Below are 26,658 nucleotides of genomic sequence, written 5' to 3' on the forward strand. Positions count from 1 at the left end.
AGTTGCATACGAAGATTTGTTCTTATATGATAGATAGTGAAAGCGTTATCAAAAAACAGAGCGGCGATGGGAAAGGCGGTTAAATATGTTCCAGCGTGTTCAAACAAAGGAAGAACATTTTGGGTTCGAGCAACTATGGGGAGATTTTTGTGAAGAAAGAAACTTAATGTTCGTAGAACGTAATTTAAATCCATCACGATTTTTATTAATAGAAGATGAACATCCTATTGGTACAGTAGAATGTATTAAGTATACGGTACCTGAACAATCGAATTCTGAGTTTTTCTATCCGTTTTCTAAAAATGATTTAGTAAAAGATTTGAAGAATGTATATGAAATAGGCAAGTTAAGTATTTCGAAAACGTCTCGTGGAAGAGGACATTTCAAAAGGCTAACAGCTATTTTATTTATACATGCGTTAGAAACAAAAGCTGAATGGTACATTGCAGCAGTAACAAAAAGAATGTATATGTATTTACTTACACTTGGTTTTCCAATTGAACCAATAGATAATCCTTTTCAGTTTCATGATACTTTACAAGGTGTACCAGTAAGAATTCATGCTCGAAAAGGGGTTACGCATTTGTATTCTTTAAAAGAATTTCGTGATGTGATTCAAGGGAATGCTCATGCACAGGCATTAATTACAGAATACAGTAAAAATATTATGTTAACGAAATAAAGCGAAGTGAATATGTATAATAAAGAGAATAATATTTGTATAGGATATAACTCTTCATTAAAAAAGACCCTTATTATTTTAATAAGGGTCTAAAAATTATAATCCAAATATACTAAAAATCATTTTGCGGCGCTTCGGTTTCTTTTCTCGTTCATATGTTGGTTTTGAATCCGGAGTAATATAAATGGGTTCTTCTTTCGTTAGGGCAGCTTCTAACTTTTGAATTCGCTCTAACATTTCCTCCATTTCACGACGGTGTTGTAAAAGTTGGTACGTGACGACATCATTTGCCTTATCTTGCATTTGTTCTTCCATTCGATCAAGTCTTCTCGTAATAGTGTTTAATTGATTAGCTAATTGCTCAAAATCATTCGATGATATGTTTTGAACAATTGTATTAACTTGAGTTTTTAATTCCTCAACTTCATTTGAGGAAGCCTTTTGAGTAGATTGAGAATTTTGAGATTGCTCTATTTGAAATCGATGGTGTTCTAACATTTGATCGACATCCTCTTGTGTGAAAATAAAGTGGCCATATTTGTTTTTCTCTATCGTAAGATTTAATTGTTGCGCGATCCGGACAACAGCCTTTGGGCTAACACCTAATTTCTTTGCGATAAATGGTGTTTTATATTCCAAAATAATCCCCCCTATATATATCCTGTTGAATGATTTCGAGCTATGAAGTAAGTTCCCTTCTAGTGCGACAAAAGAAGTGTGGAATCGGCAAAGAAAGTGTTTTTTCACGAAATTGAGTTGAGGAGAATAGTTCTTTTAAATAAAAATGTCTTATCGTAACATTTAGAATAATTTGACGAGTGTAAATGAATTAGATTATCATAATGATAAATATCTTTTTTATGTATGCATATAATATATAAAAAGGTGGTTGCTAATGTAGAATTTTGTTAGAGTATTAGAATGCTTACTTCACTTGAATAAAATTAAGTAGGAGGTGGCTTCCTTGCTTACAAAGTAAGTAAGGAAAAGTATTTGGACATATATAGTATAAGTATAGTGATTGTTTTAATTGCCTTAACGGCATTTTTCGTTGCAGCAGAATTTGCAATTGTTAAAGTGAGAAGTTCACGAATTGACTATTTAATTGCAGAAGGAAATAATCGTGCAACATCGGTCAAAACAGTCATTACAAACTTAGACGAATATTTATCTGCTTGTCAGTTAGGAATTACTGTTACAGCTTTAGGAATTGGGTGGTTTGGTAAACCTGCGTTAAAGCAAATGTTTGACACGCTTTTTGCAAATTGGAATATCTCTACTCAACTAGCAGACATTTTTGCTGTAACTTTAGTATTTTTGTTAATTACTTTTTTACATGTTGTAATAGGGGAATTGGCCCCAAAAACATTTGCAATTCAAAAATCTGAACAAGTGAGTTTGCTTGTTTCTAAGCCGTTAATTTTCTTTTATCGTATTGCATTCCCATTCATTTGGCTATTAAATGGTTCAGCTCGAATCATTACGAAGCTGCTAGGGCTGAAACCGCCGAAGGGGCATGATGAGGTTCATTCAGAAGAAGAATTACGGTTGTTAGTTTCAGAAAGTTATAAAAATGGTGAGATTAATCAATCTGAATATAAATATGTAAATAAAATTTTTGAATTTGATGATCGGATTGCAAAAGAAATAATGGTACCTCGAACTGAAATGAATATTATAAGTAAAGAAATGCCTGCTGAAGAAGCTTTGCAAAAAATGTCTCGCGAAAAATATACAAGGTATCCAGTTGTTGATGGCGACAAAGACCACGTAATAGGTTTTGTAAATTTTAAAGATATTTTTACTGAGTTTGTACAACATAAAGCTGTTAATAAGAAGACAGTAGAGCAATATGTGAGACCAATTATTTTAGTTATCGATTCTATTCCAATTCATGATTTGTTTTTAAAAATGCAAAAAGAAAGAACACATATTGCTATATTGATAGATGAATATGGTGGGACATCTGGACTTGTTACTGTTGAAGATATTTTGGAAGAAATTGTTGGAGATATTCAGGATGAGTTTGATACGGATGAGCAGCCAGAAATTCAAAAGGTTAGTGAAACGAAGACGATACTAGAGGGAAAAGTACTTGTTAGTGAAGTGAATACGTTATTTGGTTTAGGGATTGATGATGATGGTGTTGATACAATCGGTGGTTGGATTTTAACGAAGAATATAGAGATTGCTGAAGAGGATTCCATTGAAATTGAAAATTATAAGTTTTGTGTGAAAGAATTAGATGGACATTATATAAAAAGATTAGAAGTTACAAAGATAGTAGAATCGATTGTTATTTTAGAAGATGAAAAACAAATTTCGTTACAAGAGCAAATTAGCTCGTAAACTCTGCTATATAGCAGAGTTTTTTTGAGCATAATGTTTTTTGAGGGATAGGGGCTATGATACAATGACATAAGTTGAACCTTTCACTAGGTGAAGTATTGTTGTATACATATATTTGGAAGGAGAAGAAGTATGAAAAAGCATTTATATATAAACGGAAGTTGGAAATCTGTAAACACGTATAAACCATTATACGCACCATATTCTGAAGAAACATTAGCGGAAATTGCACAAGGAACGGAAGAAGATGTAAAAGAGGCTGTTACTGCTGCAAAAAATGCAATGATAAAAATGAATACATTATCTGCATATGATCGTGCGACTATTTTAGAGAAAGTTGCACAAAAAATGGATGAAAGAAGAGAAGAATTTGCAGAGATTATTGCAAAAGAAGCTGCAAAACCAATACGTGCTGCAAGGGGAGAAGTAGATCGTACTGTTCAAACGTACAAATTTGCAGCTGAAGAAGCGAAGCGTATATATGGTGAGACATTGCCATTAGACGCCGCACCTGGTGCAGATGGGCGTATTGCATATACAATCCGAAAGCCGATTGGGGTTATAGGGGCTATTACACCATTTAATTTCCCATTAAATTTAGTAGCGCATAAAGTTGGACCAGCAATCGCTGCCGGAAATACAGTTGTATTAAAGCCAGCTGATCAAACGCCATTATCATCTTATGCATTAGTTGAGTTATTTGAAGAGGCAGGATTGCCAAATGGAGCTTTAAATATCATTTCTGGCCCTGGCCCCACGGTTGGTGAGGCAATCGTCAAAAATGATTACGTTGCTTCTATTACTTTTACCGGAAGTCCAAAAGTTGGAATCGGAATAAAACAAAAGGCTGGGCTAAAACGAGTTACGTTAGAACTAGGCTCAAATGCTGCTGTTATTATTGATGAAGATGTAGAGTTAACAGATGAAATAATTGAACGTGTAAAATGGGGAGCATTTGTTAATAATGGGCAAGTTTGTATTTCAGTACAACGTGTTTTTGTACATGAAACGAAAATACATGAATTTCTCTCAAAGCTAAAGAAAGCGATGGAATCAGTTGTTGTTGGTGATCCATTGCTTGAGGAAACGGATGTATCAGCTTTAATTTCAAAAAAAGATGTAGAGCGAATTGATATGTGGGTTCAAGAAGCAATTAAGGAAGGAGCAACTGTTTTATGTGGTGGTAAGAAGCAGGATGCAAGAATTTTTGAACCGACTGTATTAACAAATGTTCCAGATCATGTATCTGTGCAGTGCCAAGAAGTATTCGGTCCACTCATGACAGTAAATACATTTAAGGAATTTGATGAAGCGATTGAGCAAGTAAATAATTCGCGTTACGGCTTACAGGCAGGAGTATTTACAAATAATTTATTTAAAGCAATGCGTGCAATCGATGAGTTAGAGGTTGGTGGTGTCATGATTAATGATATTCCAACGTTCAGAGTAGATCATATGCCTTATGGTGGTGTGAAAGAAAGTGGCACGGGACGCGAAGGAATTAAATATGCAATAGAAGAAATGACAGAAATGAAATTAGTATGTATTAAAAAATAAAGTGGAAAAACTTAAAACTTGCACTAAAAAACGAGTAGGAAATGTTTACGATTCCATACTCGTTTTTTACGCTTCTAGTAACTATTTAATTAAGTGTAACTTTTACTTCATTTCTTGTTTGAAAATAGTATCTTCTACATAAATTTGTTCTTTATCTATAGCAGTAGCATGAGTTAATACTAAACCGATTGGTGTTTTTGTATCTTTATTTTGAACAATTGTAAAAGGAACATTTTTTTCGTTTGCTAATTTAATGTATTTTGATAAATGTGGGTAAGCAATGCCACCATTTAGGAGGAGTTGTAATGATTGAGAAGAGCGCATGCTACCCGCCACTTCAGAGTATACATTACTTTGCATTACTTGACCGATTGTTAAAGCGATTTCCACACGCTCACGTAATGTAGTTAAATACATATTACGTTCTTCTGGTTTGTTTTGCTTTTGGCCGTAAATGCCTTCTTGGAGATAATCTTCCACATTTTTATTTACCATATTTTTCACACCTTTCATTTTCTATTGTACGCAAGAATTAAAAATGATGCAAAAAAAAGTCGTTTTGACTACGGAAATAATGAAAATATGTGAAGGAAAAAGGGGATTTGTATACAATTAGTTAAATAAGAAAGAAAAAATAATTTTATCAACAGAAATTAACAAAATGTGACAAAAATCTATTAACGAATCGTATTTTTTGTGTTAATATTCAAAATATAAAGGGTATTCGTCGTATGGAAATGGAGGGAATGGAGGTTTTTCCAATCGATAAGGATATTAAAGAAATATTTTGTTCACACTTGAAAAACAATAGGCACCAATTCGTAGAGAACTGGAAAAACAAAATGATAATTTCCGAAAAAGATCCATTTAAACTAGAAGTAGTTCAAAATGGAGAGGATTTACTAGAGTTAATTATCGAACTTACTATGGAAGATAAAGATATAAATTATCTTCAACCGTTATGTGAGAAAATTGCTATTGAACGTGCTGGAGCAGATGCGAATATTGGAGATTTTGTTTATAACGCAAACGTGGGAAGAAATGAACTTTTCGAAGCGATGTGTGAATTAGATGTTAGCGCTCGTGAATTGAAACCAATTATGGCAAAAATACATACTTGTTTTGACAAATTAATTTATTATACCGTTTTAAAATACTCGGAAATTATATCGAAGAATTTAGAGGAAAAACAGCAATATATTAACGAAACACATAAAGAAAGGCTGACGATTTTAGGGCAAATGTCAGCTAGTTTTGTACATGAATTTCGTAATCCGCTTACTTCCATTATGGGGTTTGTTAAATTATTAAAGGCGGATCATCCGAGTTTATCGTATTTAGATATTATTTCGCATGAATTAGATCAATTAAATTTTCGTATTTCGCAATTTTTACTCGTATCGAAAAAAGAAATGTGGAATGAATCGGAACGGTTTTGGCTTAATGACTTGTTTCAAGACATTATACAATTCTTATATCCGAGTTTGGTCAATGCGAATGTTTTGATTGAAAAGAATTTACCGTATCCAATTCCGCTTGTTGGTTATCGGAGTGAAGTGAGACAAGTATTTTTAAACATATTAATGAATTCAATTGATGCTCTTGAATCAATGAAAGAAGAACGAAAAATTATCATTGATGTATTTGAAGAAGATCAAGCTATTCGAATTGTGATAAAAAATAATGGACCAATGATTCCAGCTGAAAATGTAGAAACGATTTTTGAACCATTTGTAACTACTAAAAAGTTAGGAACTGGTATTGGATTATTTGTATGTAAACAAATTGTGGAAAAACATAATGGATCCATTATGTGTCGATCAGATAACGATTGGACAGAATTTCAAATTGCATTTCAAAAATAAACAGTCTACACCAAATGAATGGTGTAGACTGTTTTAATTTGTGAGTATAACGGCTTCTAATTTAGGATCTTTAGTTGAATAACCTACTATTGAAATTGTATAAATAACATTTGGTTCAACATTGAATTTTGGCATAGTCAATAAAACGTTTTTATTATCTGCGAGTGAAATTTCAATATCTGCTGTACCAGGGCTAACTTGCAAAAAATCTGTTATTTGTTTAAAGAGTACATTTTCAAATAAATGATCCCCATCTTTTAAATCTACGTTTACAACAGGGGTATCTGGAGAGAAATGTGCAAACCGTATTTTGGCTTGACCAGCTGGTAAATGTGTATTATCAAGTATAGGCTGTAATTGTAGGTGATTATCACTATTTATTGCAGCAAGAGTATAAGTATGATTTCCCATTATTGGTACCAACGCTGAAAAGATTGGAGTTTCATTTCCGACAGGAACAATATCTATACGGTATTTACCTTGCACTAATGATAAATAAGGGCTGAATTGCTTAAATGAAATATTTTTAATAACCTTTTGTCCGTTTACTAAAATGTCAACCGCTGGTATATTTGGATCGGCATGAAAAATTCTTATATGTGACGGTAAAGCAGCTTCTTGTGAGTCTCTTGTTTCATACGCCTGTACAAGTTTTGATAGTGCATCGTAATATTTCATATATAATTCTATATATTTTTTAGGATTACGAAACTGATAGTAACGTGCGAGTTGTTCGTATTGTGTAACTTCTTGTCCATATTTTTCGATTTCAGATTGAGACATGAACATTCCTCCTTTGTCATCATTAAAACTATATGCGAAGCAAGAAAGCGGTTATGCAAAAAAAATGATTTTATAAAGGGAAAATTAAAAATTGACAACAAATATGTTTTCATAAAGAGGTGCTGGTGCTTACGAGAATTTCGCAGAGTAAAGCAGTACATATGACTGTACGAAAGTAAAATAAATGCCAAATTGAAAGTGCATTTCAATTAACATATTGAATACATGTCCAAAAATCGCTAGAAAACTAGGGATTTTTTTAATTATAGGCAAATACACATACAAAGTGATAATTGTCCTACATAAATTATAAAGGAAAGATACTTTGAATCTGAGGAAAGGAGTGCCACTTCGGGATAGGGATATCCCGATAGTAATTGTGAATGAAGTTATGAAAAGGTTTTGTGTTATAGGCTGTAGGATGAATTTGTAAACTTCATTTTTCTATTTATTTTAGCAATTGACAGTATTAACCCATAAGAGAGCGTCATGACGAACTGATTAGTGTGGTTAATCGGTTCTTTTTTTATAGTTTAAAACTGAAAAGTTTACATAATGAATAGGAATCTGAATTGATTAGTAAGGTGGGTGTCGAAATTTGTTTTAAAATATGCAATTTAAAGTAGGATAATAGGAAGGAGTTTAACGGGAGTTCCGTCGAAGTGTACAGAATGTCGGCATTTAAGGACAGTTGGCATTATGCTATAAAAACATTTGGTGATGTAGTCATTTCATATAAAAAGGAGGGTTATTTGGGCGTATAGAAAAGGGTTGGTCTTCGGTTTTTTAGTTCTGAATTTTCTGTTTTATAAAAATTTTTAAGCACTCATTTGTATATTTTATAATAGTTTTTTGATAAATTCACTGCTTTTGCAGAGGATTCTTTTTTATGAAAGAAACGTCAATTTTCTTCATATATATATACAAATTGGAGAAATGGGGGAGCGCTATGCGCGATTACTTAATTAAACCACTTGTTGGTCAGCCGTATCCAATGATTTCACATGGAAAAGGTGTTTATTTGTATGATCAAAATGGCAATAAATATTTTGATGGTTCGTCAGGAGCAATTACGGCAGGTATTGGGCATGGCGTAAAGGAGATTGCAGACGTTATTAAAAAGCAAGCTGAGGAGATTGCTTTCGTTTATAGATCACAGTTTACGAGTGAACCAGCTGAAAAATTAGCGAAGAAGTTAAGTGATTTAAGTGTAGGAGATTTGAACTGGAGTTTTTTTGTAAATAGTGGCACGGAAGCGAATGAAACAGCTATGAAAATTGCAATTCAGCACTTTCAAGAGCGAGGTATTCAAGGGAAACATAAAATTTTATCAAGATGGATGAGTTATCACGGTATTACGATGGGTGCTTTATCGATGTCTGGGCATCCACTACGTAGACAACGTTTCGTATCTATTTTGGAAGATTATCCGACTATACCAGCTCCATATTGTTTCAGATGTCCTGTTCAAAAGGTATATCCAACTTGTCAGCTGGCATGTGCGACTGAACTAGAAAGATCAATTGAAAGAATTGGTGCAGAGCATATTGCTGCTTTTATTGCTGAGCCGATTATCGGAGCAGCTGGAGGCGCGGTTGTTCCGCCGAAAGACTATTATAAAGTCATTAAAGAGATTTGCGACCATTACGATATTTTATTTATTGCGGATGAAGTAATGACTGGGCTCGGTCGTACTGGAGCATGGTTTGCGATGGAGCATTGGGGCGTAGAGCCGGATATTATGACACTTGGTAAAGGGTTAGGAGCGGGATATACACCGATGGCAGCGACAGTTGTAAGTGATCGTGTTATGGAACCAATATTACGTGGATCACGTTCAGTAATGAGCGGTCATACGTTAAGTGCAAATCCATTGTCTGCAGCAACGGCTTTAGCTGTTATTGAATATATGGAGAAACATAATCTTCCTGAAAAAACAGCAGAAAAGGGAGAGTATTTAATAAAAGGCTTACAGAAAGTTCAACAACAATCGACAATCATTGCTGATGTGCGCGGAAAAGGGTTGCTAATCGGAGTAGAATTGCAACCGTTTACAAAAGCGTCAGAGCTTATTTCAGTTGCAGCTAAAAATGGTCTGCTTTTATACCAAGCAGTTTCAGGGCAAGCAGGAAAAGAAGATAGTGCACTGCTTGTAGCACCGCCAATGACAACTACATATTCCGAGTTAGATGAATTACTTTCAATTTTCTCTAAAAGTGTGGAAGAGATGATGCAAAAAGGAGGGCATAGTATCGCATGACAACTATTACAAATACATTCGGTAAATTAAAAGAAATTGAGGAAGTAATTTCTTTGTTCCATGATGATATGACATTGATGTTTGGGGGATTTGGAGGGATTGGATCCCCTCCATCTTTAATACAGGCAATTTTAGAAAAAGGCGTTACAAATTTAAATTTAATTGGAAATGACACTGGATTTCCTGATGTAGGTATCGGTCGTCTTGTTACAAATGAAAGAGTTAAATCAATAATTACTTCTCACATTGGCTCCAATCCAAATGCAGGAAGGCAATTAAACGAGGGAAGGTTACAAATTGAGTTTTCTCCGCAGGGAACATTAGCAGAGCGTATTCGCGCTGGTGGCGTTGGTCTTGGTGGTGTTTTAGTTGATGTTGGTGTTGATACGATTGTGGAAGAGGGAAAACGAACAGTTGAAATGAATGGTAAGACCTACTTAGTTGAAACAGCATTAACTGCTGAAGTTTCAATTGTATATGCGAAAAAGGCAGATCCGTTTGGTAACCTTGTATTTGACAAAAGTGCACGAAATATGAATCCCCATGTAGCTATGGCTGGGGATATAACAATTGTAGAAGCAGAAGAAATAGTCCCGCTTGGAAGTTTAGATCCAGAGGAAATTGTCGTTCCAGGTGTTTTCGTAAATTATATTGTACCGTCGGAAGGAGTGAACTGGAAATGGGTATGGGCGTAGAAGTGAGGGATAAGATTGCTAGGCGTGCGGCGAAAGAAATACAAAATGGTATGATTGTAAATTTAGGTATTGGCATACCATCGCTTGTACCAAATCATTTGCCTGAAGATATAAATGTTATGTTTCATGCGGAAAATGGAATCGTCGGCATGGGACCAACGCCAAGTAAAGGGAATGAAGATGAAAATTTGTGTAATGCAGCAGGTTTACCAACTTCTCTTATAACAGGAGCGAGTTATTTCGATAGCTGCACAGCGTTTGGGATGATTCGAAAAGGTTTGCTAGACATAACGATTCTTGGTTCATTACAAGTAAGTGAAAATGGTGATTTAGCAAACTGGATTGTACCTGGAAAACGTGTTCCAGGTATTGGTGGAGCAATGGATTTAGCACAAAAAGCGAAGCGGGTCGTTGTTGTGATGAATCATGTTGATAAGTACGGAAATGCAAAAATTGTTTCAGAGTGTACATTGCCATTAACTTCAAAGAAATGTGTAGATTTAATTATTACTGATATGGCAGTCATGGAGGTAACTCCGAGTGGACTTATATTACAAGAATTAATGAGCCCATACACAGTAGAAGATGTAAAACGACATACAGAAGCTGATTTTCAAATTAGTTCTAACTTACTAGTAATTGAATGAAGGGAGATGTAATATATGGAGCAATTAAAAAAGCAAGTTTGTGATTATATTGAGAGCCATGAAGAGGAAAGTGTGAAATTTTTAAAACGATTAATTCAAGAAAAGAGCGTATCTGGTGATGAAAGCGGTGCGCAGGCAATTGTGATTGAAAAATTACGTGAATTAGGTTTAGAGCTCGATATATGGGAGCCTTCTTTTTCTAAAATGAAAGATCATCCTTATTTTGTATCACCCCGTACAAGTTTTTCAGATAGCCCAAATATTGTAGCAACTTTAAAAGGAAGTGGCGACGGGAAATCTATGATATTGAATGGGCATATTGATGTAGTTCCAGAAGGGGATGTGAATCAGTGGGAACATCATCCTTATAGCGGTGAGAAAATCGGAAATCGTATATATGGCCGTGGAACGACGGATATGAAGGGCGGAAATGTCGCACTTATGCTTGCGATGGAAGCGATTATTGAATCTAACATTGAATTAAAAGGAGACATCTATTTTCAAAGTGTAATAGAAGAGGAAAGTGGCGGAGCAGGGACATTAGCAACTATATTACGAGGATATAAGGCAGATGGTGTCATTATTCCGGAGCCTACTAATATGAAGTTTTTCCCGAAACAACAAGGTTCCATGTGGTTTCGTCTACGTGTAAAAGGGAAAGCTGCACACGGTGGAACGCGCTATGAAGGGGTTAGTGCAATTGAAAAAAGTATGTTTGTTATAGAACATGTAAGAAAGCTAGAGGAGAAAAGAAATAGTCGAATTACAGATCCGTTATTTAAAGAAATTCCGATTCCAATTCCAATTAACATTGGGAAAATTGAAGGAGGGAGTTGGCCAAGTTCTGTTCCCGATGAATTAATTTTAGAAGGAAGATGCGGTGTTGCGCCGAATGAGACTATAGAGGCGGCAAAAGAAGAGTTTGAGAATTGGATTGCTGAATTAAATGATGTGGACAATTGGTTTGTTGAAAATCCAGTAGAAGTAGAATGGTTTGGAGCGAGATGGGTTCCTGGTGAACTAGAAGAGAATCATGAACTCATTACGACACTTCATCACAACTTTGTTGAAATCGAAGGGAACGAACCAATTATTGAAGCATCTCCGTGGGGGACTGATGGAGGTTTATTTACACAAATTGCAAACGTACCAACAATAGTATTTGGTCCAGGAGAGACGAAAGTAGCACACTATCCAAACGAATATATAGAAGTTGATAAAATGATAGCTGCCGCAAAAATTATTGCATGTACATTACTAGATTGGTGTGAGGTGAAAAAATGAAATACTATGAATCTTTTAGAGAACAGACGAATTGTTATACAGTAGAAGGTGTTTTAGATTATTTTAATAAGCGTATTCGGGTAGATCACTATACAGGAAATGTTGAAAGTATTATACAGACAATTGACGAACTAGCAGAGAAACATTCTTTCACTAAATGTATTATTAAAGGAAAGGGAGAGCATGTTTCAACATGGCTCTCTTTCGGTTTTTTGTTGGAAGCAACGATACCTCATTATTTTCAAGGACACGATGCATACTTTTTTGTGAAATATAATAATGATGAAAGACGAAATAGTATGCATTGGATTGAGGAAGATACTATATTAAGCGGTGTAAAAGGAAAAGAAATAAAAGAAAAAGTAGTTCCAGAGAAATTTTTGCTGAGAAAAGCGACTGAAGAAGATGCAGAAGAATTAGCAACTGTATTCGGAAAAGTATTTGAAGTGTATCCGACACCTTTAAATGAAGCGAGTTATGTATTACAGACGATGAAAGAAGACGATACAATTTACTACGTGTATGAATTTGAGGGGAAAATTATTAGTACAGCATCTGCAGAAATGAACATAAAGGAAGGGAATGCAGAATTAACGAATTGTGCTACTTTACCTGAATACCGTAAACATGGATTTATGAAAAGTTTACTAATTAAATTAGAGGAAGAACTTCAAGAAAGATCTATTTTCTGCTCCTATACAATTGCTCGATCGCTTTCTTTCGGAATGAATGCTGCCTTTCATCAATTAGGCTATACGTATACAGGAAGACTGGCGAATAATTGCTACATTTTCGATAAGTTGGAAGATATGAATATATGGGTGAAAGATCTTTCTAGCTATTCGAAAGCAGTAAAACTTCCGCCTCAAAATTTGGCTGTAAAGCAAAACAGTTAGGTGGAGCTGGGTGTTTGAAAAAGCCGTACTAATTAGAGTTTCGAGTTATCTAATGAAAATATAAAATTGATTAAAATTATAGAACGGAATCGTCATGCTTACAATCGCACATAGGTGTGCCGAAAATTCGGCATGTAATTGCTGGATTTTCGGCAAAAGGGGGGATGACATTGCTAGCAGTTTCGACACAAGAAGTCATTGAAGCGATTTTGGGCAGTATTGATGAGGCTATACACGCTGTAGATGAAAATGGAATTACAATATTTTATAATTCTGTAGCTGCAAAACACGATGGATCGAAGATTGAAAAAGTGTTAGGGAAACATCTGTTAGAAGCGTTCCCGTCTTTATCAAGGGAAACGAGTACATTGATGAAAGTACTAGATACAAAAAAACCTATCGTACATCAGGTACAACATTATCAAAATTTAAATGGTGAAGATGTTTGTACAGTAAATACGACGTTACCTATTTTTATAGATGGGAATATTGCTGGGGCTGTTGAAATTGCAAAGGATTACTCTACAATTCAAAAGCTTACTGACACAATTGTTGACTTACAGTCGAAAATAAAGCGATCATCTAGAAAAAAAGTGATTAAAAAGCACGCTGCATTTGAGACGATAGTGACAAATGATACGCGGTTTAAACAGACGAAAGAGTTAGCACAAAAAGTAGCACCAACAGACGCGAATGTTTTAATATATGGTGAAACAGGAACAGGAAAAGAACTGTTCGTACAAGCAATTCATGAAGCTTCTAAAAGAAAAAACAAGCCATTTATTGCACAAAACTGTGCAGCTTTACCAGAGTCGCTATTAGAAAGTTTATTGTTTGGAACGACAAAAGGAAGCTATACGGGAGCGATTGAAAGAGCTGGGCTATTTGAACTTGTTGATGGTGGGACATTATTTTTAGATGAACTGAATTCAATGCCTCTTGATTTGCAGGCAAAAATGTTACGAGTGTTAGAAGATGGAGTCATTAGAAGAATTGGTGATAATAAGACGAGAAAAGTAGATGTTCGTGTTATTACCGCGATGAACCAGCCTCCAGAAATATGTTTACGAGAGAATAAAATTCGCACTGATTTATATTATCGCTTAAACGTATTTTCATTATATATCCCACCGCTTCGTGAAAGAACTGAGGATGTACTATTATTAGCATCTTATTTTTTGAAAGAATATAATAAAAGTTATAAAAAAGGTGTACTTCAAATTGATGAGGAAGCGAAAGATAGACTGCAAGCTTATCAGTGGCCTGGAAATGTACGGGAGTTAAAACATACGATTGAACATGCTGTTATTATTGCAGAAGGGAATACATTAACAGCCAATTGTTTACCACGTACATTTCGGAAAGAGAAGTTTTCGAAGAAGAAGGGTATAATGCCACTTAGAGAAGCACTTCATCAAACAGAAAAAGAATTAATAGATCAAGCGTTGATTGAAACGGAAGGGAATATATTACAAGCCGCAAAAATGTTGGGTATCCCTCGTCAAACGCTTCAATATAAACTGAGCAAGTACGACAAAACCGCCGAATAATCGGCGGTTTTTGTGTGTTTGCACGAATAAAAGAGCGTTTACATATATAAAAAGTAATGAATATGATGTTAAGTATTGATTTCATACAACGCTTAAAAATATTTTTTCGCTTATGTAATAGGGTTCTCCGCACATTTACTTATCAACAATGTAAAGTTGGCATAACTATTGCTTATATAAAGGATGAGCGTATAAAAAGGGGGAATAGCAATGTTACATGATGTATACAAACCAAATCGTCACTGGAAGGATATCGAATTATGGAAAGATGTTACTGAAGAGCAATGGAATGATTGGGTTTGGCAATTAACGAATACGATCAAAACGTTAGATGACTTAAGAAAAGTGATTAACTTAACACCTGAAGAAGAAGAGGGCGTTAAAATTTCAACGAAAACGATCCCGTTAAATATTACACCGTACTATGCTTGGCTAATGAATCCTGATGATCCACGCTGTCCGATTCGGATGCAATCAGTACCGATTTCGGAAGAGTTATATAAAACAAAATATGATTTAGAAGACCCACTTCACGAAGACGAAGATTCACCAGTTCCAGGGCTAACACATCGTTATCCGGACCGTGTACTATTCTTAGTAACAAATCAATGTTCTATGTATTGTCGTTACTGTACACGTCGTCGTTTTAGTGGACAAATTGGAATGGGTGTACCGAAGAAACAATTAGATGATGCAATTGCTTATATTCGTGAAACGCCACAAGTACGAGATGTATTAATCTCCGGTGGTGACGGACTTCTAATTAACGATAAAATTTTAGAATATGTATTAAAAAATTTACGAGAGATTCCGCATGTTGAGATTATTCGTATCGGAACGAGAGCACCAGTAGTATTCCCACAACGTATTACAGAAAACTTATGTAACATTATTAAAAAATACCATCCAGTATGGTTAAATACACATTTCAATACATCTATTGAAATTACTGAAGAATCGAAAAAGGCATGTGAAATGTTAGCGAATGCTGGTGTTCCAGTCGGAAACCAAGCAGTAATTTTAGCTGGTATTAACGACAGCGTTCCAATTATGAAAAAACTTATGCATGACTTAGTAAAAATCCGTGTACGTCCATACTACATTTATCAATGTGACTTATCTGAAGGTATCGGTCACTTCCGTGCACCAGTATCTAAAGGTCTTGAAATTATTGAAGGTTTACGTGGACACACATCAGGTTATGCTGTTCCGACATTCGTTGTTGATGCGCCAGGTGGAGGCGGTAAAATTGCACTTCAGCCAAACTATTTAATCTCACAAAGTGCAGATAAAGTTGTACTTCGTAACTTTGAAGGTGTTATTACGACGTATCCAGAGCCAGAGAGCTATATTCCAGGAAGAGCGGAAGGATACTTTAAAGAGATTTATCCGAACTACGAAGAAAAACGTTCAGATGTTGGTATCGCAGGTCTTATGAGCGATAAGAAATTTAACCTCGTTCCAGACGACTTACAGCGTATGAACCGTCGTAAAGACTACGAAGATAATGATACTCATGCATCTTTAAAAGATAAACGTGATAAGCGCGATCAATTAAAAGATAAAAAATATCAAGCACAAATGGCTAAGTTAGAAGAAAACGACAAAAAAACTGAGGGTGATGCAGTATGAATTGTATGTGGTGTGACAGTACAGAAGCGAAAGAAAGCTTGAATACTGTATATTGGGAATTACCAGATGGTACGAAAGCCATTGAAATCCAAGAGACACCATGTATTTCTTGTTCCTCGTGCGGGATGGACTATCAATCAGACCATACAGTAAAAGAAATTGAAGATCAATTATTCTTAATTTACACGAAAGATTTACCAAAACAACTAACATATGAAGAATTAATGGGAAGACCGCGTCTATTAAAAAGAAATTATTTCGACTTTTAACCAGCTTTTATGCTGGTTTTTTTCTTTTTTGCCTTGTATAATGTACCCAAGTTAGAAAGGTAGGGAATATTTTTGAAAAAGACATTTTACCATTATATGATGAAGCATCGTGCAGCTTTATTTAGAAATGAAATTTCAGATTTAGCAGAGGCGATGTATGATGATTTAAGTTTTCCGAAGCAATCTGAAGACTATGATGAAATTAGTTCATACTTAGAGTTGAGCGGAATGCTAGAAAGTATGTCTATATTTGATGAAGCCTGGGATTTATACATACAAGATAGATAAAAACTATTTGAAAACATACAGAATACATTACTTTATTTAAAGTGAAGTATTCTGTATGTTTTTTTATTATGAAATTTGTTGATTTAAAGCTAGTCTAGTTACTAGCTTTTGTTTGAGTGTAATGTAAATTTTATAAGATTATATTTTTTATTGAAAAAATTTATGAATATAAGCTTCTGTGATAAGCGTTTTTATGTAGGTTGCATATACTGATATCAAAATCACGACGTCAAAAAAAGGAGAGATAGAGATGGCAAGAAAAAAACAACCTAAATACAACGTAGGGGACATAGTCGTGATTACGCTATATGGAACCGTTGGGAAAATCACAAATATGAAGGTTTTAGATGGAGTTTATGTATACGAAGTCAATAATCACGATGGATTTTACGTAGAGCAAACATTGCAGCACGTTACAGAGCAAGATATGAAAAAGGGCGATACGGAGTGGATTGAATTAAATTATAATTTCACGTTTGGTGATCTTGTGCAAGTAACTGGATATGATAAAGATGTTTTCCGTATTGTTGGTTTTCGTACAGAAGTATGGAGATATAAGAATGACGCATGGGAAGATACAATTTATGAATTGTCACGGATTACGGATGGTGAATGGTTAGAAGCGGATGAATCAGATTTAACGTTACTCGCCAATGCTCAAACGGCAAATGCAATTTTGAAGAAAATGAAACAAGATAAAGCAGGTATGAATAAATTAGATTTAGGAAAGTTAAAGTCAATTAACAACTCGAAAAAAGTGAGTGTTAAGACGAATCGTCAAGAAATCATTGATGGATTACTTGATATTTATAACGATTATCAATTATTGTTCGATACATTTAAAGATGAAGAATATAAAATTGTAATGGATGTTGTTCATAATTATTTAGTTAAATTGACAGAGAAAAAATAGTTAACTAGAAAGAGAGAATAAATTGAACAACAACATATGCAGTATAAGGTATGCCTACAACTATTAAAAAAATAAAAAGCCACTTTATAAGAGAGTCTGCCCATTGATCTTCATGCATGAACTCTTCTTTTGTTTGTCCTACTTCATATTGATTTTCCATTATTATTTCCCCCTTTGAATAGCTTGTACTACAATCGTATGCATCTCGTCCAAAGCTTATGACCTATAAAAAAATAAAATCTATTTTTCTAATCTCATATACATAATTTTGAGATTTTTTCATAAAACAGAAATAAAGGAGTGATGCTCATGAAGGAAATTGAAGTCGTGATTGATACGGAAGAGATTGCGGAGTTTTTTTATGAGCAACTAATTGAAAGAGGGTACGTTCCAAAACGAGAAGAAATTGAAGATCTCGCAGATATTACATTTGAGTATTTATTAGAGAAATGCATGATTGATGAAGTTTTTGATGAAGAGGATGAATGAAAGTAACGACGGGCATAACTCGTCGTTTTTTACTCTTTACAAACCTGTCACAAATATAGTCAATAATTATTGGTATAATGAAAAGGAAATTTTACTCAAGAGGTGAAGGAATGTTCAAAAAAATTATTGATTCTTTATTAGGAAAGAAAAAATATCGTTCGTATTCAAGTAGTGATTATCGTCGTAGAGGGCGCTCGTATTCAAGTAGCGATTATAAACGACGTTCATCTGGTTATGGACATCAACATTATAAAAGAAAACGTAAAAGCCGTAGCTTCTTTTCAAGTAGCTGATGAAATGGCGTCGTGTACTAGCATTATTTGATAGACCACTGCGAAAAAATACAATTGTTGCAGAGCGTTATAAAATTGAATCAGTAATTGGAATGGGCAGTTATGGGGTTACATATGTCGTTAATGATTTACAAATAAATAGATATAAAGTCTTAAAACAATTAAGACAAAGTAAACAAAGATATGAGTCTGGTAGAAAATCATTTGAACAAGAGAAAATGATTTTACAAACATTAAATCATCATGCAATTCCTAGTCTATATGATCATTTCTTATGGGAGAAAAAGAGCTTCTTTGTGATGGAGTACATGCCTGGTAAAAATTTTGAAGATTATATTTTCATAGATGGGTATGTATATACAGAACGTGAAGTTTTTGAGATTTTATATGAAATATTAGAAATTGTATCGGTGTTTCATAGTGAAGGCATTATTCATCGAGATTTACGCATTCCAAACATACTAATGAAAGAAAATCAAATTAGTATTATCGATTTTGGATTGGCTAAATGGAAAGGTGAAGATGATGAGCGAGCTACAACTTACGAAGGTGAACAAGCTTTGATGCGAGAAGTTCACTTTCGTAGCGACTTTTATGCGCTCGGTCATTTCTCATTATTTTTATTATATGCAGGATATGAATCTAATGAAAAACAGGAAAAACCATGGTACGAAGAATTAACTTTGGAACATTATAATCGTGAAATGCTTATGCGAATGTTACAAATAAAAACGCCGTACTATGAGAATGTACAAGATTTAAAACAAGATGTAGCTTCTGCTTTAGAAAGGATGGAGACTCCATGTTTCAAAAGTTTTTAGCAAGCGTTGGTATTGGAAGTGCAAAGGTAGATACTGTTCTTGAAAAAGATGAGTATATTGTTGGGGAAGAAATAGTTGGAAAGGTTCATATAACTGGAGGTTCAGTTAGCCAACAAATTGAAAGCATTTACTTAACATTATCGACGTCGTATGTACGAGAAGTGGATGATAAAAAAGTAACAGCAACATATGATTTAGAGCGAGTACGCTTAACAGAACCTTTTTCTGTAGAACCGAATGAAAAAGTTGAAATTCCATTTTCTTTTCCAATGCCAATTGAAGCACCACTTACACTTGGTATGAAAACGGTTTGGATTCATACAGGTCTTGATATTAAACGTAGTATAGACCCAAGTGACCGCGACTACGTTCAAGTGTTACCTAATGCATTATTAAGTAGTGTTTTAGATAGTGTAAATGAATTAGGGTTTAAAGCACGTCATATAGAATGTGAAGAATTACCGCATCGATTACGTAAGCAAGTTCCATTCGCACAAGAATTTGAGTTTATTCCGGTTTCTGGAGAGCATTATGGGAAATTAGATGAATTAGAATTATTAATCTTGCCACGTGCATACGACCGACTAGAAATTATTATGGAAGTAGATAGAAAATCACGTGGATTAGCTGGTTTATTCGCTGAGGCGCTTGATCTTGATGAGAAGGTGATTCGTTTTACCGTAACAAGAGAAGATATCCCTGAGATGAAGCAAAAAATTAATAATTATATTTTTTAATAAACTATGCATAAAAAAGAAATGGAGAGGAAAACTAAAACAACCGCTCCATTTTTTTGCATAGTGAGGTTATGTATGTGAAACGATATCGACATTTATACTTGCTAAGTTTTACGTTACTCATTTGTTTTGTCGTATTATCACTTTCGTATCATACCGCTTGTATTGAGAACTTTGACAATATAGTCGCACATTTTATTCAAAGCTTTCGAAACGATTATTTGACGACCTATTTTACTTGGGTGTCTTTTATCGGTTCCAAAAGAATATATTTTCCATTACTCATTATTCTTGTAATGTATTTTCTCGTTAGAAAAAAGTTACTTAGTGCGTTACTTCTAACAATTAATTACTACGGATCTCGTTATTTAAACAGTATGCTTAAACTATGGTACGAACGAGCAAGACCTGATGTCACGCAGCTTGTTACTGCAACTGGATATAGTTTTCCGAGCGGTCATACGATGAATGCTACTGCTTTTTTAGGATTTATTGCATACGTCACAATTACTGAAGAGCGTATTTCGTTGCATAAAAAATTGTTAATTATTCTTATAGCAAGCTTTGTTGTATTATCTATTTCAGTTAGCCGAATATATCTTGGCGTGCACTATCCATCTGACATATTAGCAGGATGGGCAGCTGGCGGTAGCTGGCTCGTTTTATGTGTTATATTCCATAAAACGTTCATAAAAAAAGAACCTATGTCATAATAGGTTCTTTTTTCATTGGCTCAACATGAATGTGTGCATGGTAAATTCCAAATTTTTTGCGCAGCATAGCTTCGATGTTGTCGGTAATACAGTGACTTTCTCCAACATCCATGCGAGCATCTACTTCAATTGTAATATCAACGTACGTTTGATTCCCATACATACGTGCTCGAATATCTACAATGTTTTCCACACCGCCAATATGCTCAATAGCATCAGCGTATTCTTCCATTTTATCAGGATCAATTCCATCTGTTAGCATATGAGAAGATTCTACGAAAATCTCCCATGCAGTTTTACAAATAATAAGACCGACAATTAAAGCGGCAATAGGGTCTAAAATAGGCATTTGGAACTGAGAACCGACAATACCTACTACGGTACCAATACTTACGAGTGCATCTGATAAATTATCCTTTGCAGCGGCTTCTAATGATTTACTTTTTGTTCGTGCTGCAATTTTTTTCGTATACAAATACACGCAGTACATAACGACAGCAGAAAATAAAGCAACCCATGCAGCGAGTACATTAGGCGCTGCTTGTTTCGGATTTAAGAAAGATTGAATGGCACTAATAACAACTTCTAATCCGACTGTTGCCATAATGAAGGACGCAACAAGTGATGCGATTTGTTCGGCACGCGAATGCCCATACGGATGATCTGGGTCACGAGGTTTACGAGATATTTTTAGACCAATTAATATCGCTAAAGAAGCACCGATATCCGTTAAGTTATTTAAACCGTCAGCGCGTAATGCGCTAGAGAGGGTAATATAACTGATGATGATTTTCATAGAGGATAAAAATATGTAGGCCATAATGCTGACAATAGCACCTTTATCAGCTTCTTTATGAGAAAGAGTATCCATTTTAATCACTCACCTTTCTTTAAAGGAATTTCTTTCTATAAATAGAGTATCAAACGAAAGTCGTGTGGGTCTATACAAACATTGTTGACGTTTTATAGCTTTTTAAGAAGGGGATAACAAAGTTTCGTAAAGGAAAAATATGTTGAAAAGTACAAAGTCAAGGTGTGAACCTAATTGGAGTTTATTTACTAAAGAGATAGGAGGGTAGATGGATGAGGAAACGAATACTTTTCTTACTACGTATTATTCTTATCATGACAAGGTGTAATTCATTAAACGATGAAAAACTTCAAAAGATAATTGTGAAAATAGATGAAAACCCTCTGAAAAATATTTTCCAGAGGGCTTTCATTTTAGTATGCTTCTAAAAACTCAGTAACTTGCTCTTCTGTTTTTGCATTAGCACTATGTAAGTGGCCTAGCTTCTCACCGTTTTGGTATACAAGTAAACTTGGAATACCCATTACTTGATACTCTTCAGCGATACTTGGAAACTCATCTTTATTGATAGAGTACCATTCAAATTTATTGAACTCTTCCATTACATCTCCGATAAAGTTGTCCATACGTACGCAATCTGGGCACCATGTAGTAAAGAACTTAACAACTACAGGCTCCTCGCTTGCGATGATGTCTTTGAATTCTTGTTCTGTTTTAATTTCTTTCATAAGTAAAACTCCTTTCAATATCACACGAATTTATATGCAAAATTCGTATTTGCAAACATGTTGCAAACTTATTATTTGTTTTTTAGTTTTGTAGTTCGTTCACACTTATAAAATTATATGTAACATGACTGCGCTACTAAGTGTGAAAATAATGGAACCTCACTTTTCTTTATAAGCTTTTTCCAGGATTGTGTCAAACTTTTGAATTTTATACAGAAATTAAAGAAGCCCACACTTTGATTGAGTATGGGCAGAGTGACTAAAATTAATCGCTTATTAATTTCGAATAGATATTTAAATCGATAAGCTTTCCAGCTGATTTTTCGCTCTTTCTCAGAATCCCTTCTAGATTAATTAACTTTTATTATACAAGAAAATAACTACATTGAACAAAAGCGTTAATTGGAGGTAACGAAATGACAAACTCATCAATTGAATATTGCGTTCAGTGTGATTAAGAAAGTGGTGTATAAAGATGGGACGAGATGAGAGTTACTTCCGAGCTAAAAAAAGAGTAGATAATTTAAACTCATTTTACATGCATTTAACCATCTACATACTAGTCAATCTGATGCTTTTTTACTTTTTAAGTAGTGAATTAGCTATTTTTTATTTTATAAAGAAATAACTCCGAAGCTCATATCCTTTCATGATAATATAAGGTGAAGAGGAGGGCCTTCCCTCTAATTATTAGTACACACTAATAAGGTTTTACGGGTAGTTAATTTTTTATCTAACTTCCTCGTATGTACTGAATTTTAATGTGAAAATGTTCGTTAATAGGAGATAAAAGAAAAAAGAGGATATATGAATGCTTGTATTAGGTTTTATATTAATTGGTTTAGGTGTTTTTATTGTTTGTCTGACTGTAATTGATGGAATCAGAGAGACAAAGGAACATAGTTTCGGTGGGTTTAAAGATTTTATTATTATTGTGCTGGTGCATATTATAGAAATAATCAGTGATTTATGGGGATTCCGATTGCTATTTATATTGATAGGATTGGTTTGCATCGGATTTGGCGTTGCTATTTTAATAGTGGAATTGTAGTGGAAGATAAGTAAAGGGCATCTAATTAAGATGCCTTTTTATATTAATTCCAAAAATTGAATAAGGTTAGAAATTATATGGTTGTAATGGGAATTGAGGGATATGAATAAAAAAATTTTATCCCGCTATTTGTCGGGCAGTAAATACCCCCACCTCAAAATTCAGCGGAAGCAAAGAAGTTAGGTGGGGTCGGGCTGCCAGTAAAAGCCCGATTGGTGAGAGCTGATTAAAGTTTCACTTTATTAGGGATTTGCCTTAAACATTTATTACAGTCAAGAATATTTATAATAATATGAACTAAAAAAGGTCCAATTTTTGTAATGTTGGAGGGGATTATTGTGGACATAACTCAAAGCGTATCAAGAATAGTGGTTAATGGGAAAGACCTTTCTTTCACTTCAGTTCAAACCTCTGCATGGAATCATGGACCTGTAAATGATTTAATCGTTACGACGAATCAGAGAGTGAATGAGCTTTATCAATTCATGTGGTCGCAAGTACCGGTTACGATTTCGGTATATTTCCTTCAAGGAGCGGATTTACTTAGGTTCGTTAGGGTTGCGGGAATTAATGAGCGTGTAACAGGAGAATATGTATATCATTTCATTTGGTGATAAGAAGGAGTCAAAGTAGTCTAGCAGCTACTTTTTTATTTTGTCATTTGAATATAAGCGAGCGGACTAGCTTTATAGTACCCACTGAAATAAAGAATCATAATATAATTTGTAATAAATTATACGGGAAGGGAGCTGAAAATCATGTTTTATTCATATTTTAATTCTGAAACTGGTATGCGACCAGCGTATGGTACATCTATAACGTATAGTGGAGCACAAAGTACAGTCCAAGCTATTCAACAAGCATTGCAAATGCAACAACAATTGCAAATGCAGCAGCAAGGTGTACAAACGTATTATTCATCCGTAGAGTATTTTTACCCAGTACATCAAGTTACACCGTACGGAAGTTCTTTTCTGGCTATTCCATATGGGACTGTATACAACTTATAACTAGTAAGGAATGAAGTGGTGTATATAAATAAGGGTGCAGGTTAATAGCGCCCTTATGAATAATAAAAATAGCTAGTCCAAACCTTATAAATCAATCTTACATAATATGTAGTAATAAGTTTGAAAGGGGAATTAGTATGTCTTGTTATTACTACTGTAAGTATTGTAAAGAGTATAAAAAGAAGCATCATGATTGTTGTAAGAACACTTGTAAGTGCCATGATAACAAGGACAATCTTGTTAGAGCATCGGCATTTAGAGCTAGAAATACTGTGAATCAAAATGTTCCTGCTAATACTTTTGTGAAAGTGTTATTTCAAAATGAACAATTTGATTTAGCGAATGAGTATAATCCAGCAACATCTATTTTTATGCCGAAGACTAAAGGTGTATATTCTATTATTGGAACGATTGGTTTCTTTCCAAACGATCCAACTTTAAATTATAGAGCGCGTGTAGAAATTCGTGTGAATGGAAACGCAGCGATAGCTATAGATAATGACTTTTTTGGTCCAATAAGTTTTGGAAATGTCGTAAGTGTTTCGACGATTGTTCAATTGAATGCAGGGGATGAAGTTGAGATTTATGCACAAAGTAGTATAGATGGAGTTTTAAGTCCTTTAGAAGATGGTGCACATTTTGAAGCAGCAAGATTTCCTTCTCCAATTAAATAAAGTCATTAAACAATGAGTTTGCAGAAGCTTAAAGGTAAACCCTCACCGAAATGGTGAGGGTTTTTTAATCTATTAAAAATAGTAACAGGTCGTCCAAGCTATTCTAATCTATATAGCATACTATGTAAAAATAAGTGTAAAGGGGGACTCACTATGTCTTATTATTACTGTAAGTATTGTAAAGATTACAAAAAGGAAAGTCATGATTGTTATAGGAAAAGTAGTAAATGTGATAGGAAGTATGTAAAGGTGAAGTGTTGTGATGATAAGAAAGAGGAGCTTGTAAGGGCATCGGCATTTAGAGCTGTGAATACAGTTAATCAACCTGTTCTAGCAAATACTCCTGTTAAAGTATTATTTCAAAATGAACAATTTGATCTAGCGAATGAATATAATCCAGTAACGTCGATTTTTACTCCGAAAACTAGAGGGGTATATAGTGTATTAGGAAATATAACATTTTCTCCAAATGATTTTAATGTAAATTACAGAGCTAGAGTAGAAATTCGTGTAAATGGCAATCCGGCAATAGCGATAGATAATGATTTCTTTGGAACAGGAGTATTTTTTAATAATGATGTTTCCGTAACTACTATTCTTCAATTAGAAGCAGGAGATTTAGTTGAAGTTTTTGCAGAAAGTAGTATTGCTGGCGTAATTGTACAAAATGTTAATGGTGTAAATACGGTTCACTTTGAAGCGGCAAGATTTCCTTCTCCAACTAAATAAAACTGATTATTAAATGTTTTTTAGTAGGTTTAGTTAATCCCCTTACCAAATGGTGGGGGATTATTATTGTTTTTCTAAAATATATAAGTAAATAGGTAAAGCGTAGTTTAATTTGTAAGGGCTTCAACCTTCTTCAGATAATAAACAGAATAATAAGTAACATGCTTGTAAAAACGCATTGTTAGTAAGTTTACTAGTTTTCTTATAGAACAAGAAAGACGGAATACATAAAAGATCGTATCATTATGTTTTTTCTTTACCATATAGAAATTATATATTGAACATAGATTTGTGTAGGGAATGCTAATACACTGAAAAGAATAGCATAAAGGCGATTACACTATATAAAAACAAAATCAATCCTAAGATGAGTAGTATTGGATGCAACTTGAACATATTTGACCTCCTTGAGTATATAAAGAATTTTAATATATTGTTGGTCAATTTAGAAGGGGGACGGTTACATAAAAAAAGAGCATACATAAAAAGTACGCTCCAAAGAAAGATAGGTTTTATGAGTGGATAATCTCCATACGATAATATATGTTCTTTTCATAAAAACGTGTAAAAAATCAATGAATTATCAATGGAATATCATAACATGAGTAATTTTAGTCTAGGAATGCAGTTATTTTCTTTCTCGGTTATTTTAGGTAATAAAGTTGTGAAAATCGTGCATTATGCGGACTAACAACGGGATAGCGATCGTACTTCCGTTACATATTTCTTAAAGTCTGGGTATTGCGTGATAGTTTGACATTTAGGGGTGCATAGTTGATTAATTATAGACACATTTGTAATTACTTCGTTACAAGGACCGAAAAATGTAATTTTTAGCTTTGAATTTGGTGGGATTTTGAACACGATAGGTTTTTTTTCCATGAAATCAGCTCCTAATATTGAGTATTATAATTTAATGGATATAGAGTCGT

Annotated in this window: 31 protein-coding genes and 1 pseudogene; 25 read left to right on the forward strand and 7 right to left on the reverse strand. The window is 34.2% G+C overall.

Annotation, left to right across the window (positions count from 1 at the left end; all coding sequences use genetic code 11):
- Positions 1 to 85: 85 nt before the first annotated feature.
- Entirely contained in the window at positions 86 to 682 is a 597-nt protein-coding gene (locus tag ACUL40_RS03250) for a hypothetical protein (RefSeq protein ID WP_000487796.1), read from the forward strand.
- A 96-nt stretch (positions 683 to 778) separates the two neighbouring features.
- On the opposite strand, the gene racA is transcribed toward ACUL40_RS03250, so the two are convergent.
- On the reverse strand, positions 779 to 1,321 hold the full coding sequence (gene racA, locus ACUL40_RS03255; RefSeq protein ID WP_000456023.1) for a chromosome-anchoring protein RacA: 543 nt from the start codon (positions 1,319 to 1,321) through the stop codon (positions 779 to 781).
- Between the two features lie 354 nt (positions 1,322 to 1,675).
- Between racA and ACUL40_RS03260 the strand changes: the two genes are divergently transcribed.
- Together ACUL40_RS03260 and ACUL40_RS03265 are read left to right on the forward strand one after the other, a co-directional pair.
- Positions 1,676 to 3,031 (forward strand): hemolysin family protein, encoded by a 1,356-nt coding sequence (locus ACUL40_RS03260; RefSeq protein WP_000356254.1) that lies wholly within the window; start codon positions 1,676 to 1,678, stop codon positions 3,029 to 3,031.
- A 132-nt stretch (positions 3,032 to 3,163) separates the two neighbouring features.
- Positions 3,164 to 4,588: an aldehyde dehydrogenase family protein gene (locus ACUL40_RS03265; RefSeq protein WP_048656783.1), complete on the forward strand. Its 1,425-nt coding sequence runs from the start codon at positions 3,164 to 3,166 to the stop codon at positions 4,586 to 4,588.
- A gap of 102 nt (positions 4,589 to 4,690) precedes the next feature.
- Here the strand turns inward: ACUL40_RS03265 and ACUL40_RS03270 are convergent, their stop codons facing one another.
- Positions 4,691 to 5,083 carry a YueI family protein gene (locus ACUL40_RS03270; RefSeq protein ID WP_000247558.1) on the reverse strand — a complete coding sequence of 131 codons (393 nt, stop codon included), beginning with the start codon at positions 5,081 to 5,083 and terminating at the stop codon, positions 4,691 to 4,693.
- A 236-nt stretch (positions 5,084 to 5,319) separates the two neighbouring features.
- Between ACUL40_RS03270 and ACUL40_RS03275 the strand changes: the two genes are divergently transcribed.
- Positions 5,320 to 6,453, forward strand: a complete 1,134-nt coding sequence (locus ACUL40_RS03275) for a BA2291 family sporulation histidine kinase (protein WP_000425086.1) — start codon at positions 5,320 to 5,322, stop codon at positions 6,451 to 6,453.
- A 33-nt stretch (positions 6,454 to 6,486) separates the two neighbouring features.
- Here ACUL40_RS03275 and ACUL40_RS03280 read toward each other — a convergent pair whose 3' ends face one another.
- Positions 6,487 to 7,236 (reverse strand): DUF4397 domain-containing protein, encoded by a 750-nt coding sequence (locus ACUL40_RS03280; protein WP_212105356.1) that lies wholly within the window; start codon positions 7,234 to 7,236, stop codon positions 6,487 to 6,489.
- 949 nt (positions 7,237 to 8,185) lie between these two features.
- Between ACUL40_RS03280 and ACUL40_RS03285 the strand changes: the two genes are divergently transcribed.
- The 10 genes from ACUL40_RS03285 (at position 8,186) to ACUL40_RS03330 (ending at position 17,670) form a co-directional block, all read left to right on the forward strand.
- Entirely contained in the window at positions 8,186 to 9,496 is a 1,311-nt protein-coding gene (locus ACUL40_RS03285; RefSeq protein ID WP_001205882.1) for an aspartate aminotransferase family protein, read from the forward strand.
- Entirely contained in the window at positions 9,493 to 10,191 is a 699-nt protein-coding gene (gene atoD / locus ACUL40_RS03290; RefSeq protein ID WP_000208102.1) for an acetate CoA-transferase subunit alpha, read from the forward strand. The genes ACUL40_RS03285 and atoD overlap by 4 nt, the downstream gene beginning before the upstream one ends.
- Positions 10,176 to 10,838, forward strand: a complete 663-nt coding sequence (locus ACUL40_RS03295; protein WP_000525293.1) for a CoA transferase subunit B — start codon at positions 10,176 to 10,178, stop codon at positions 10,836 to 10,838. Before atoD ends, ACUL40_RS03295 begins: the two co-directional genes overlap by 16 nt.
- Before the next feature lie 15 nt (positions 10,839 to 10,853).
- Complete coding sequence (locus tag ACUL40_RS03300) at positions 10,854 to 12,122, forward strand: peptidase (protein ID WP_000436698.1); 1,269 nt, start codon at positions 10,854 to 10,856, stop codon at positions 12,120 to 12,122.
- Positions 12,119 to 13,018, forward strand: coding sequence for a putative beta-lysine N-acetyltransferase (gene ablB / locus ACUL40_RS03305; RefSeq protein WP_000878594.1), 900 nt, complete (start codon positions 12,119 to 12,121; stop codon positions 13,016 to 13,018). Before ACUL40_RS03300 ends, ablB begins: the two co-directional genes overlap by 4 nt.
- A 164-nt stretch (positions 13,019 to 13,182) precedes the next feature.
- Positions 13,183 to 14,568 (forward strand): arginine utilization transcriptional regulator RocR, encoded by a 1,386-nt coding sequence (gene rocR, locus ACUL40_RS03310; protein WP_011110073.1) that lies wholly within the window; start codon positions 13,183 to 13,185, stop codon positions 14,566 to 14,568.
- A 210-nt stretch (positions 14,569 to 14,778) separates the two neighbouring features.
- Positions 14,779 to 16,200: a lysine 2,3-aminomutase gene (gene ablA / locus ACUL40_RS03315; RefSeq protein WP_000902142.1), complete on the forward strand. Its 1,422-nt coding sequence runs from the start codon at positions 14,779 to 14,781 to the stop codon at positions 16,198 to 16,200.
- Positions 16,197 to 16,469: a YokU family protein gene (locus ACUL40_RS03320; RefSeq protein WP_000995763.1), complete on the forward strand. Its 273-nt coding sequence runs from the start codon at positions 16,197 to 16,199 to the stop codon at positions 16,467 to 16,469. Before ablA ends, ACUL40_RS03320 begins: the two co-directional genes overlap by 4 nt.
- 72 nt (positions 16,470 to 16,541) lie before the next feature.
- Positions 16,542 to 16,757, forward strand: a complete 216-nt coding sequence (locus tag ACUL40_RS03325) for a YozE family protein (RefSeq protein ID WP_000750717.1) — start codon at positions 16,542 to 16,544, stop codon at positions 16,755 to 16,757.
- Positions 16,758 to 17,007: 250 nt separating this feature from the next.
- Positions 17,008 to 17,670 carry a hypothetical protein gene (locus ACUL40_RS03330; RefSeq protein ID WP_000101499.1) on the forward strand — a complete coding sequence of 221 codons (663 nt, stop codon included), beginning with the start codon at positions 17,008 to 17,010 and terminating at the stop codon, positions 17,668 to 17,670.
- 4 nt (positions 17,671 to 17,674) lie between these two features.
- On the opposite strand, the gene ACUL40_RS03335 is transcribed toward ACUL40_RS03330, so the two are convergent.
- Positions 17,675 to 17,830: a DUF3930 family protein gene (locus ACUL40_RS03335; protein WP_000431486.1), complete on the reverse strand. Its 156-nt coding sequence runs from the start codon at positions 17,828 to 17,830 to the stop codon at positions 17,675 to 17,677.
- Between the two features lie 149 nt (positions 17,831 to 17,979).
- Here ACUL40_RS03335 and ACUL40_RS03340 point away from each other — a divergent pair, with 149 nt between their 5' ends.
- From ACUL40_RS03340 to ACUL40_RS03360, 5 genes are all read left to right on the forward strand, one after another.
- Positions 17,980 to 18,159, forward strand: a complete 180-nt coding sequence (locus ACUL40_RS03340) for a YozD family protein (RefSeq protein ID WP_000658451.1) — start codon at positions 17,980 to 17,982, stop codon at positions 18,157 to 18,159.
- 110 nt (positions 18,160 to 18,269) lie between these two features.
- The gene (locus ACUL40_RS03345; protein ID WP_000473371.1) at positions 18,270 to 18,452 is read left to right on the forward strand and encodes a hypothetical protein; all 183 of its coding nucleotides are present in this window, start codon (positions 18,270 to 18,272) and stop codon (positions 18,450 to 18,452) included.
- Entirely contained in the window at positions 18,452 to 19,273 is an 822-nt protein-coding gene (locus ACUL40_RS03350; RefSeq protein ID WP_000872063.1) for a serine/threonine protein kinase, read from the forward strand. Before ACUL40_RS03345 ends, ACUL40_RS03350 begins: the two co-directional genes overlap by 1 nt.
- The gene (locus ACUL40_RS03355) at positions 19,255 to 20,010 is read left to right on the forward strand and encodes a sporulation protein (RefSeq protein WP_000486625.1); all 756 of its coding nucleotides are present in this window, start codon (positions 19,255 to 19,257) and stop codon (positions 20,008 to 20,010) included. The genes ACUL40_RS03350 and ACUL40_RS03355 overlap by 19 nt, the downstream gene beginning before the upstream one ends.
- Positions 20,011 to 20,087: 77 nt before the next feature.
- A complete protein-coding gene (locus ACUL40_RS03360) occupies positions 20,088 to 20,723 on the forward strand; it encodes a phosphatase PAP2 family protein (protein WP_000833370.1) in 636 nt (211 codons plus the stop codon).
- Here ACUL40_RS03360 and ACUL40_RS03365 read toward each other — a convergent pair.
- Together ACUL40_RS03365 and ACUL40_RS03370 are read right to left on the reverse strand one after the other, a co-directional pair.
- Positions 20,713 to 21,594, reverse strand: a complete 882-nt coding sequence (locus ACUL40_RS03365) for a cation diffusion facilitator family transporter (RefSeq protein ID WP_000380385.1) — start codon at positions 21,592 to 21,594, stop codon at positions 20,713 to 20,715. The genes ACUL40_RS03360 and ACUL40_RS03365 overlap by 11 nt on opposite strands.
- 353 nt (positions 21,595 to 21,947) lie before the next feature.
- Positions 21,948 to 22,262: a thioredoxin family protein gene (locus ACUL40_RS03370; RefSeq protein WP_000658787.1), complete on the reverse strand. Its 315-nt coding sequence runs from the start codon at positions 22,260 to 22,262 to the stop codon at positions 21,948 to 21,950.
- Between the two features lie 475 nt (positions 22,263 to 22,737).
- Here ACUL40_RS03370 and ACUL40_RS03375 point away from each other — a divergent pair.
- The 6 genes and pseudogenes from ACUL40_RS03375 to ACUL40_RS03400 all read left to right on the forward strand — a co-directional run.
- Positions 22,738 to 22,842 (forward strand): annotated as a pseudogene (locus tag ACUL40_RS03375) (2TM domain-containing protein); the annotation flags it as partial.
- Positions 22,843 to 23,073: 231 nt separating this feature from the next.
- Positions 23,074 to 23,313, forward strand: a complete 240-nt coding sequence (locus ACUL40_RS03380) for a hypothetical protein (protein ID WP_000960639.1) — start codon at positions 23,074 to 23,076, stop codon at positions 23,311 to 23,313.
- A gap of 338 nt (positions 23,314 to 23,651) precedes the next feature.
- Positions 23,652 to 23,927, forward strand: a complete 276-nt coding sequence (locus ACUL40_RS03385) for a hypothetical protein (protein ID WP_000355695.1) — start codon at positions 23,652 to 23,654, stop codon at positions 23,925 to 23,927.
- A 144-nt stretch (positions 23,928 to 24,071) separates the two neighbouring features.
- Complete coding sequence (locus ACUL40_RS03390) at positions 24,072 to 24,323, forward strand: DUF3947 family protein (protein WP_000500099.1); 252 nt, start codon at positions 24,072 to 24,074, stop codon at positions 24,321 to 24,323.
- Positions 24,324 to 24,460: 137 nt separating this feature from the next.
- Positions 24,461 to 24,997 carry a C1q-like domain-containing protein gene (locus ACUL40_RS03395; RefSeq protein WP_002183539.1) on the forward strand — a complete coding sequence of 179 codons (537 nt, stop codon included), beginning with the start codon at positions 24,461 to 24,463 and terminating at the stop codon, positions 24,995 to 24,997.
- 153 nt (positions 24,998 to 25,150) lie between these two features.
- On the forward strand, positions 25,151 to 25,726 hold the full coding sequence (locus ACUL40_RS03400) for a hypothetical protein (RefSeq protein WP_000122943.1): 576 nt from the start codon (positions 25,151 to 25,153) through the stop codon (positions 25,724 to 25,726).
- A 687-nt stretch (positions 25,727 to 26,413) separates the two neighbouring features.
- Here ACUL40_RS03400 and ACUL40_RS03405 read toward each other — a convergent pair.
- A complete protein-coding gene (locus ACUL40_RS03405; protein WP_000412555.1) occupies positions 26,414 to 26,608 on the reverse strand; it encodes a hypothetical protein in 195 nt (64 codons plus the stop codon).
- Positions 26,609 to 26,658: the final 50 nt, after the last annotated feature.

This window comes from Bacillus sp. KNSH39, assembly GCF_052656585.1.

Bases quoted from the DNA above. Each gene is read 5' to 3' on its own strand.
- ACUL40_RS03250 (WP_000487796.1), top strand. From the start codon at position 86: ATGTTCCAGCGTGTTCAAACAAAGGAAGAACATTTTGGGTTCGAGCAA.
- ACUL40_RS03265 (WP_048656783.1), top strand. From the start codon at position 3,164: ATGAAAAAGCATTTATATATAAACGGAAGTTGGAAATCTGTAAACACG.
- ACUL40_RS03270 (WP_000247558.1), bottom strand. From the start codon at position 5,083: ATGGTAAATAAAAATGTGGAAGATTATCTCCAAGAAGGCATTTACGGC.
- ACUL40_RS03275 (WP_000425086.1), top strand. From the start codon at position 5,320: ATGGAAATGGAGGGAATGGAGGTTTTTCCAATCGATAAGGATATTAAA.
- ACUL40_RS03280 (WP_212105356.1), bottom strand. From the start codon at position 7,236: ATGTCTCAATCTGAAATCGAAAAATATGGACAAGAAGTTACACAATAC.
- ACUL40_RS03285 (WP_001205882.1), top strand. From the start codon at position 8,186: ATGCGCGATTACTTAATTAAACCACTTGTTGGTCAGCCGTATCCAATG.
- atoD (WP_000208102.1), top strand. From the start codon at position 9,493: ATGACAACTATTACAAATACATTCGGTAAATTAAAAGAAATTGAGGAA.
- ACUL40_RS03295 (WP_000525293.1), top strand. From the start codon at position 10,176: ATGGGTATGGGCGTAGAAGTGAGGGATAAGATTGCTAGGCGTGCGGCG.
- ACUL40_RS03300 (WP_000436698.1), top strand. From the start codon at position 10,854: ATGGAGCAATTAAAAAAGCAAGTTTGTGATTATATTGAGAGCCATGAA.
- ablB (WP_000878594.1), top strand. From the start codon at position 12,119: ATGAAATACTATGAATCTTTTAGAGAACAGACGAATTGTTATACAGTA.
- rocR (WP_011110073.1), top strand. From the start codon at position 13,183: ATGACATTGCTAGCAGTTTCGACACAAGAAGTCATTGAAGCGATTTTG.
- ablA (WP_000902142.1), top strand. From the start codon at position 14,779: ATGTTACATGATGTATACAAACCAAATCGTCACTGGAAGGATATCGAA.
- ACUL40_RS03320 (WP_000995763.1), top strand. From the start codon at position 16,197: ATGAATTGTATGTGGTGTGACAGTACAGAAGCGAAAGAAAGCTTGAAT.
- ACUL40_RS03330 (WP_000101499.1), top strand. From the start codon at position 17,008: ATGGCAAGAAAAAAACAACCTAAATACAACGTAGGGGACATAGTCGTG.
- ACUL40_RS03335 (WP_000431486.1), bottom strand. From the start codon at position 17,830: ATGGAAAATCAATATGAAGTAGGACAAACAAAAGAAGAGTTCATGCAT.
- ACUL40_RS03340 (WP_000658451.1), top strand. From the start codon at position 17,980: ATGAAGGAAATTGAAGTCGTGATTGATACGGAAGAGATTGCGGAGTTT.
- ACUL40_RS03345 (WP_000473371.1), top strand. From the start codon at position 18,270: ATGTTCAAAAAAATTATTGATTCTTTATTAGGAAAGAAAAAATATCGT.
- ACUL40_RS03350 (WP_000872063.1), top strand. From the start codon at position 18,452: ATGAAATGGCGTCGTGTACTAGCATTATTTGATAGACCACTGCGAAAA.
- ACUL40_RS03355 (WP_000486625.1), top strand. From the start codon at position 19,255: ATGTTTCAAAAGTTTTTAGCAAGCGTTGGTATTGGAAGTGCAAAGGTA.
- ACUL40_RS03365 (WP_000380385.1), bottom strand. From the start codon at position 21,594: ATGGATACTCTTTCTCATAAAGAAGCTGATAAAGGTGCTATTGTCAGC.
- ACUL40_RS03370 (WP_000658787.1), bottom strand. From the start codon at position 22,262: ATGAAAGAAATTAAAACAGAACAAGAATTCAAAGACATCATCGCAAGC.
- ACUL40_RS03380 (WP_000960639.1), top strand. From the start codon at position 23,074: ATGCTTGTATTAGGTTTTATATTAATTGGTTTAGGTGTTTTTATTGTT.
- ACUL40_RS03390 (WP_000500099.1), top strand. From the start codon at position 24,072: ATGTTTTATTCATATTTTAATTCTGAAACTGGTATGCGACCAGCGTAT.
- ACUL40_RS03395 (WP_002183539.1), top strand. From the start codon at position 24,461: ATGTCTTGTTATTACTACTGTAAGTATTGTAAAGAGTATAAAAAGAAG.
- ACUL40_RS03400 (WP_000122943.1), top strand. From the start codon at position 25,151: ATGTCTTATTATTACTGTAAGTATTGTAAAGATTACAAAAAGGAAAGT.
- ACUL40_RS03405 (WP_000412555.1), bottom strand. From the start codon at position 26,608: ATGGAAAAAAAACCTATCGTGTTCAAAATCCCACCAAATTCAAAGCTA.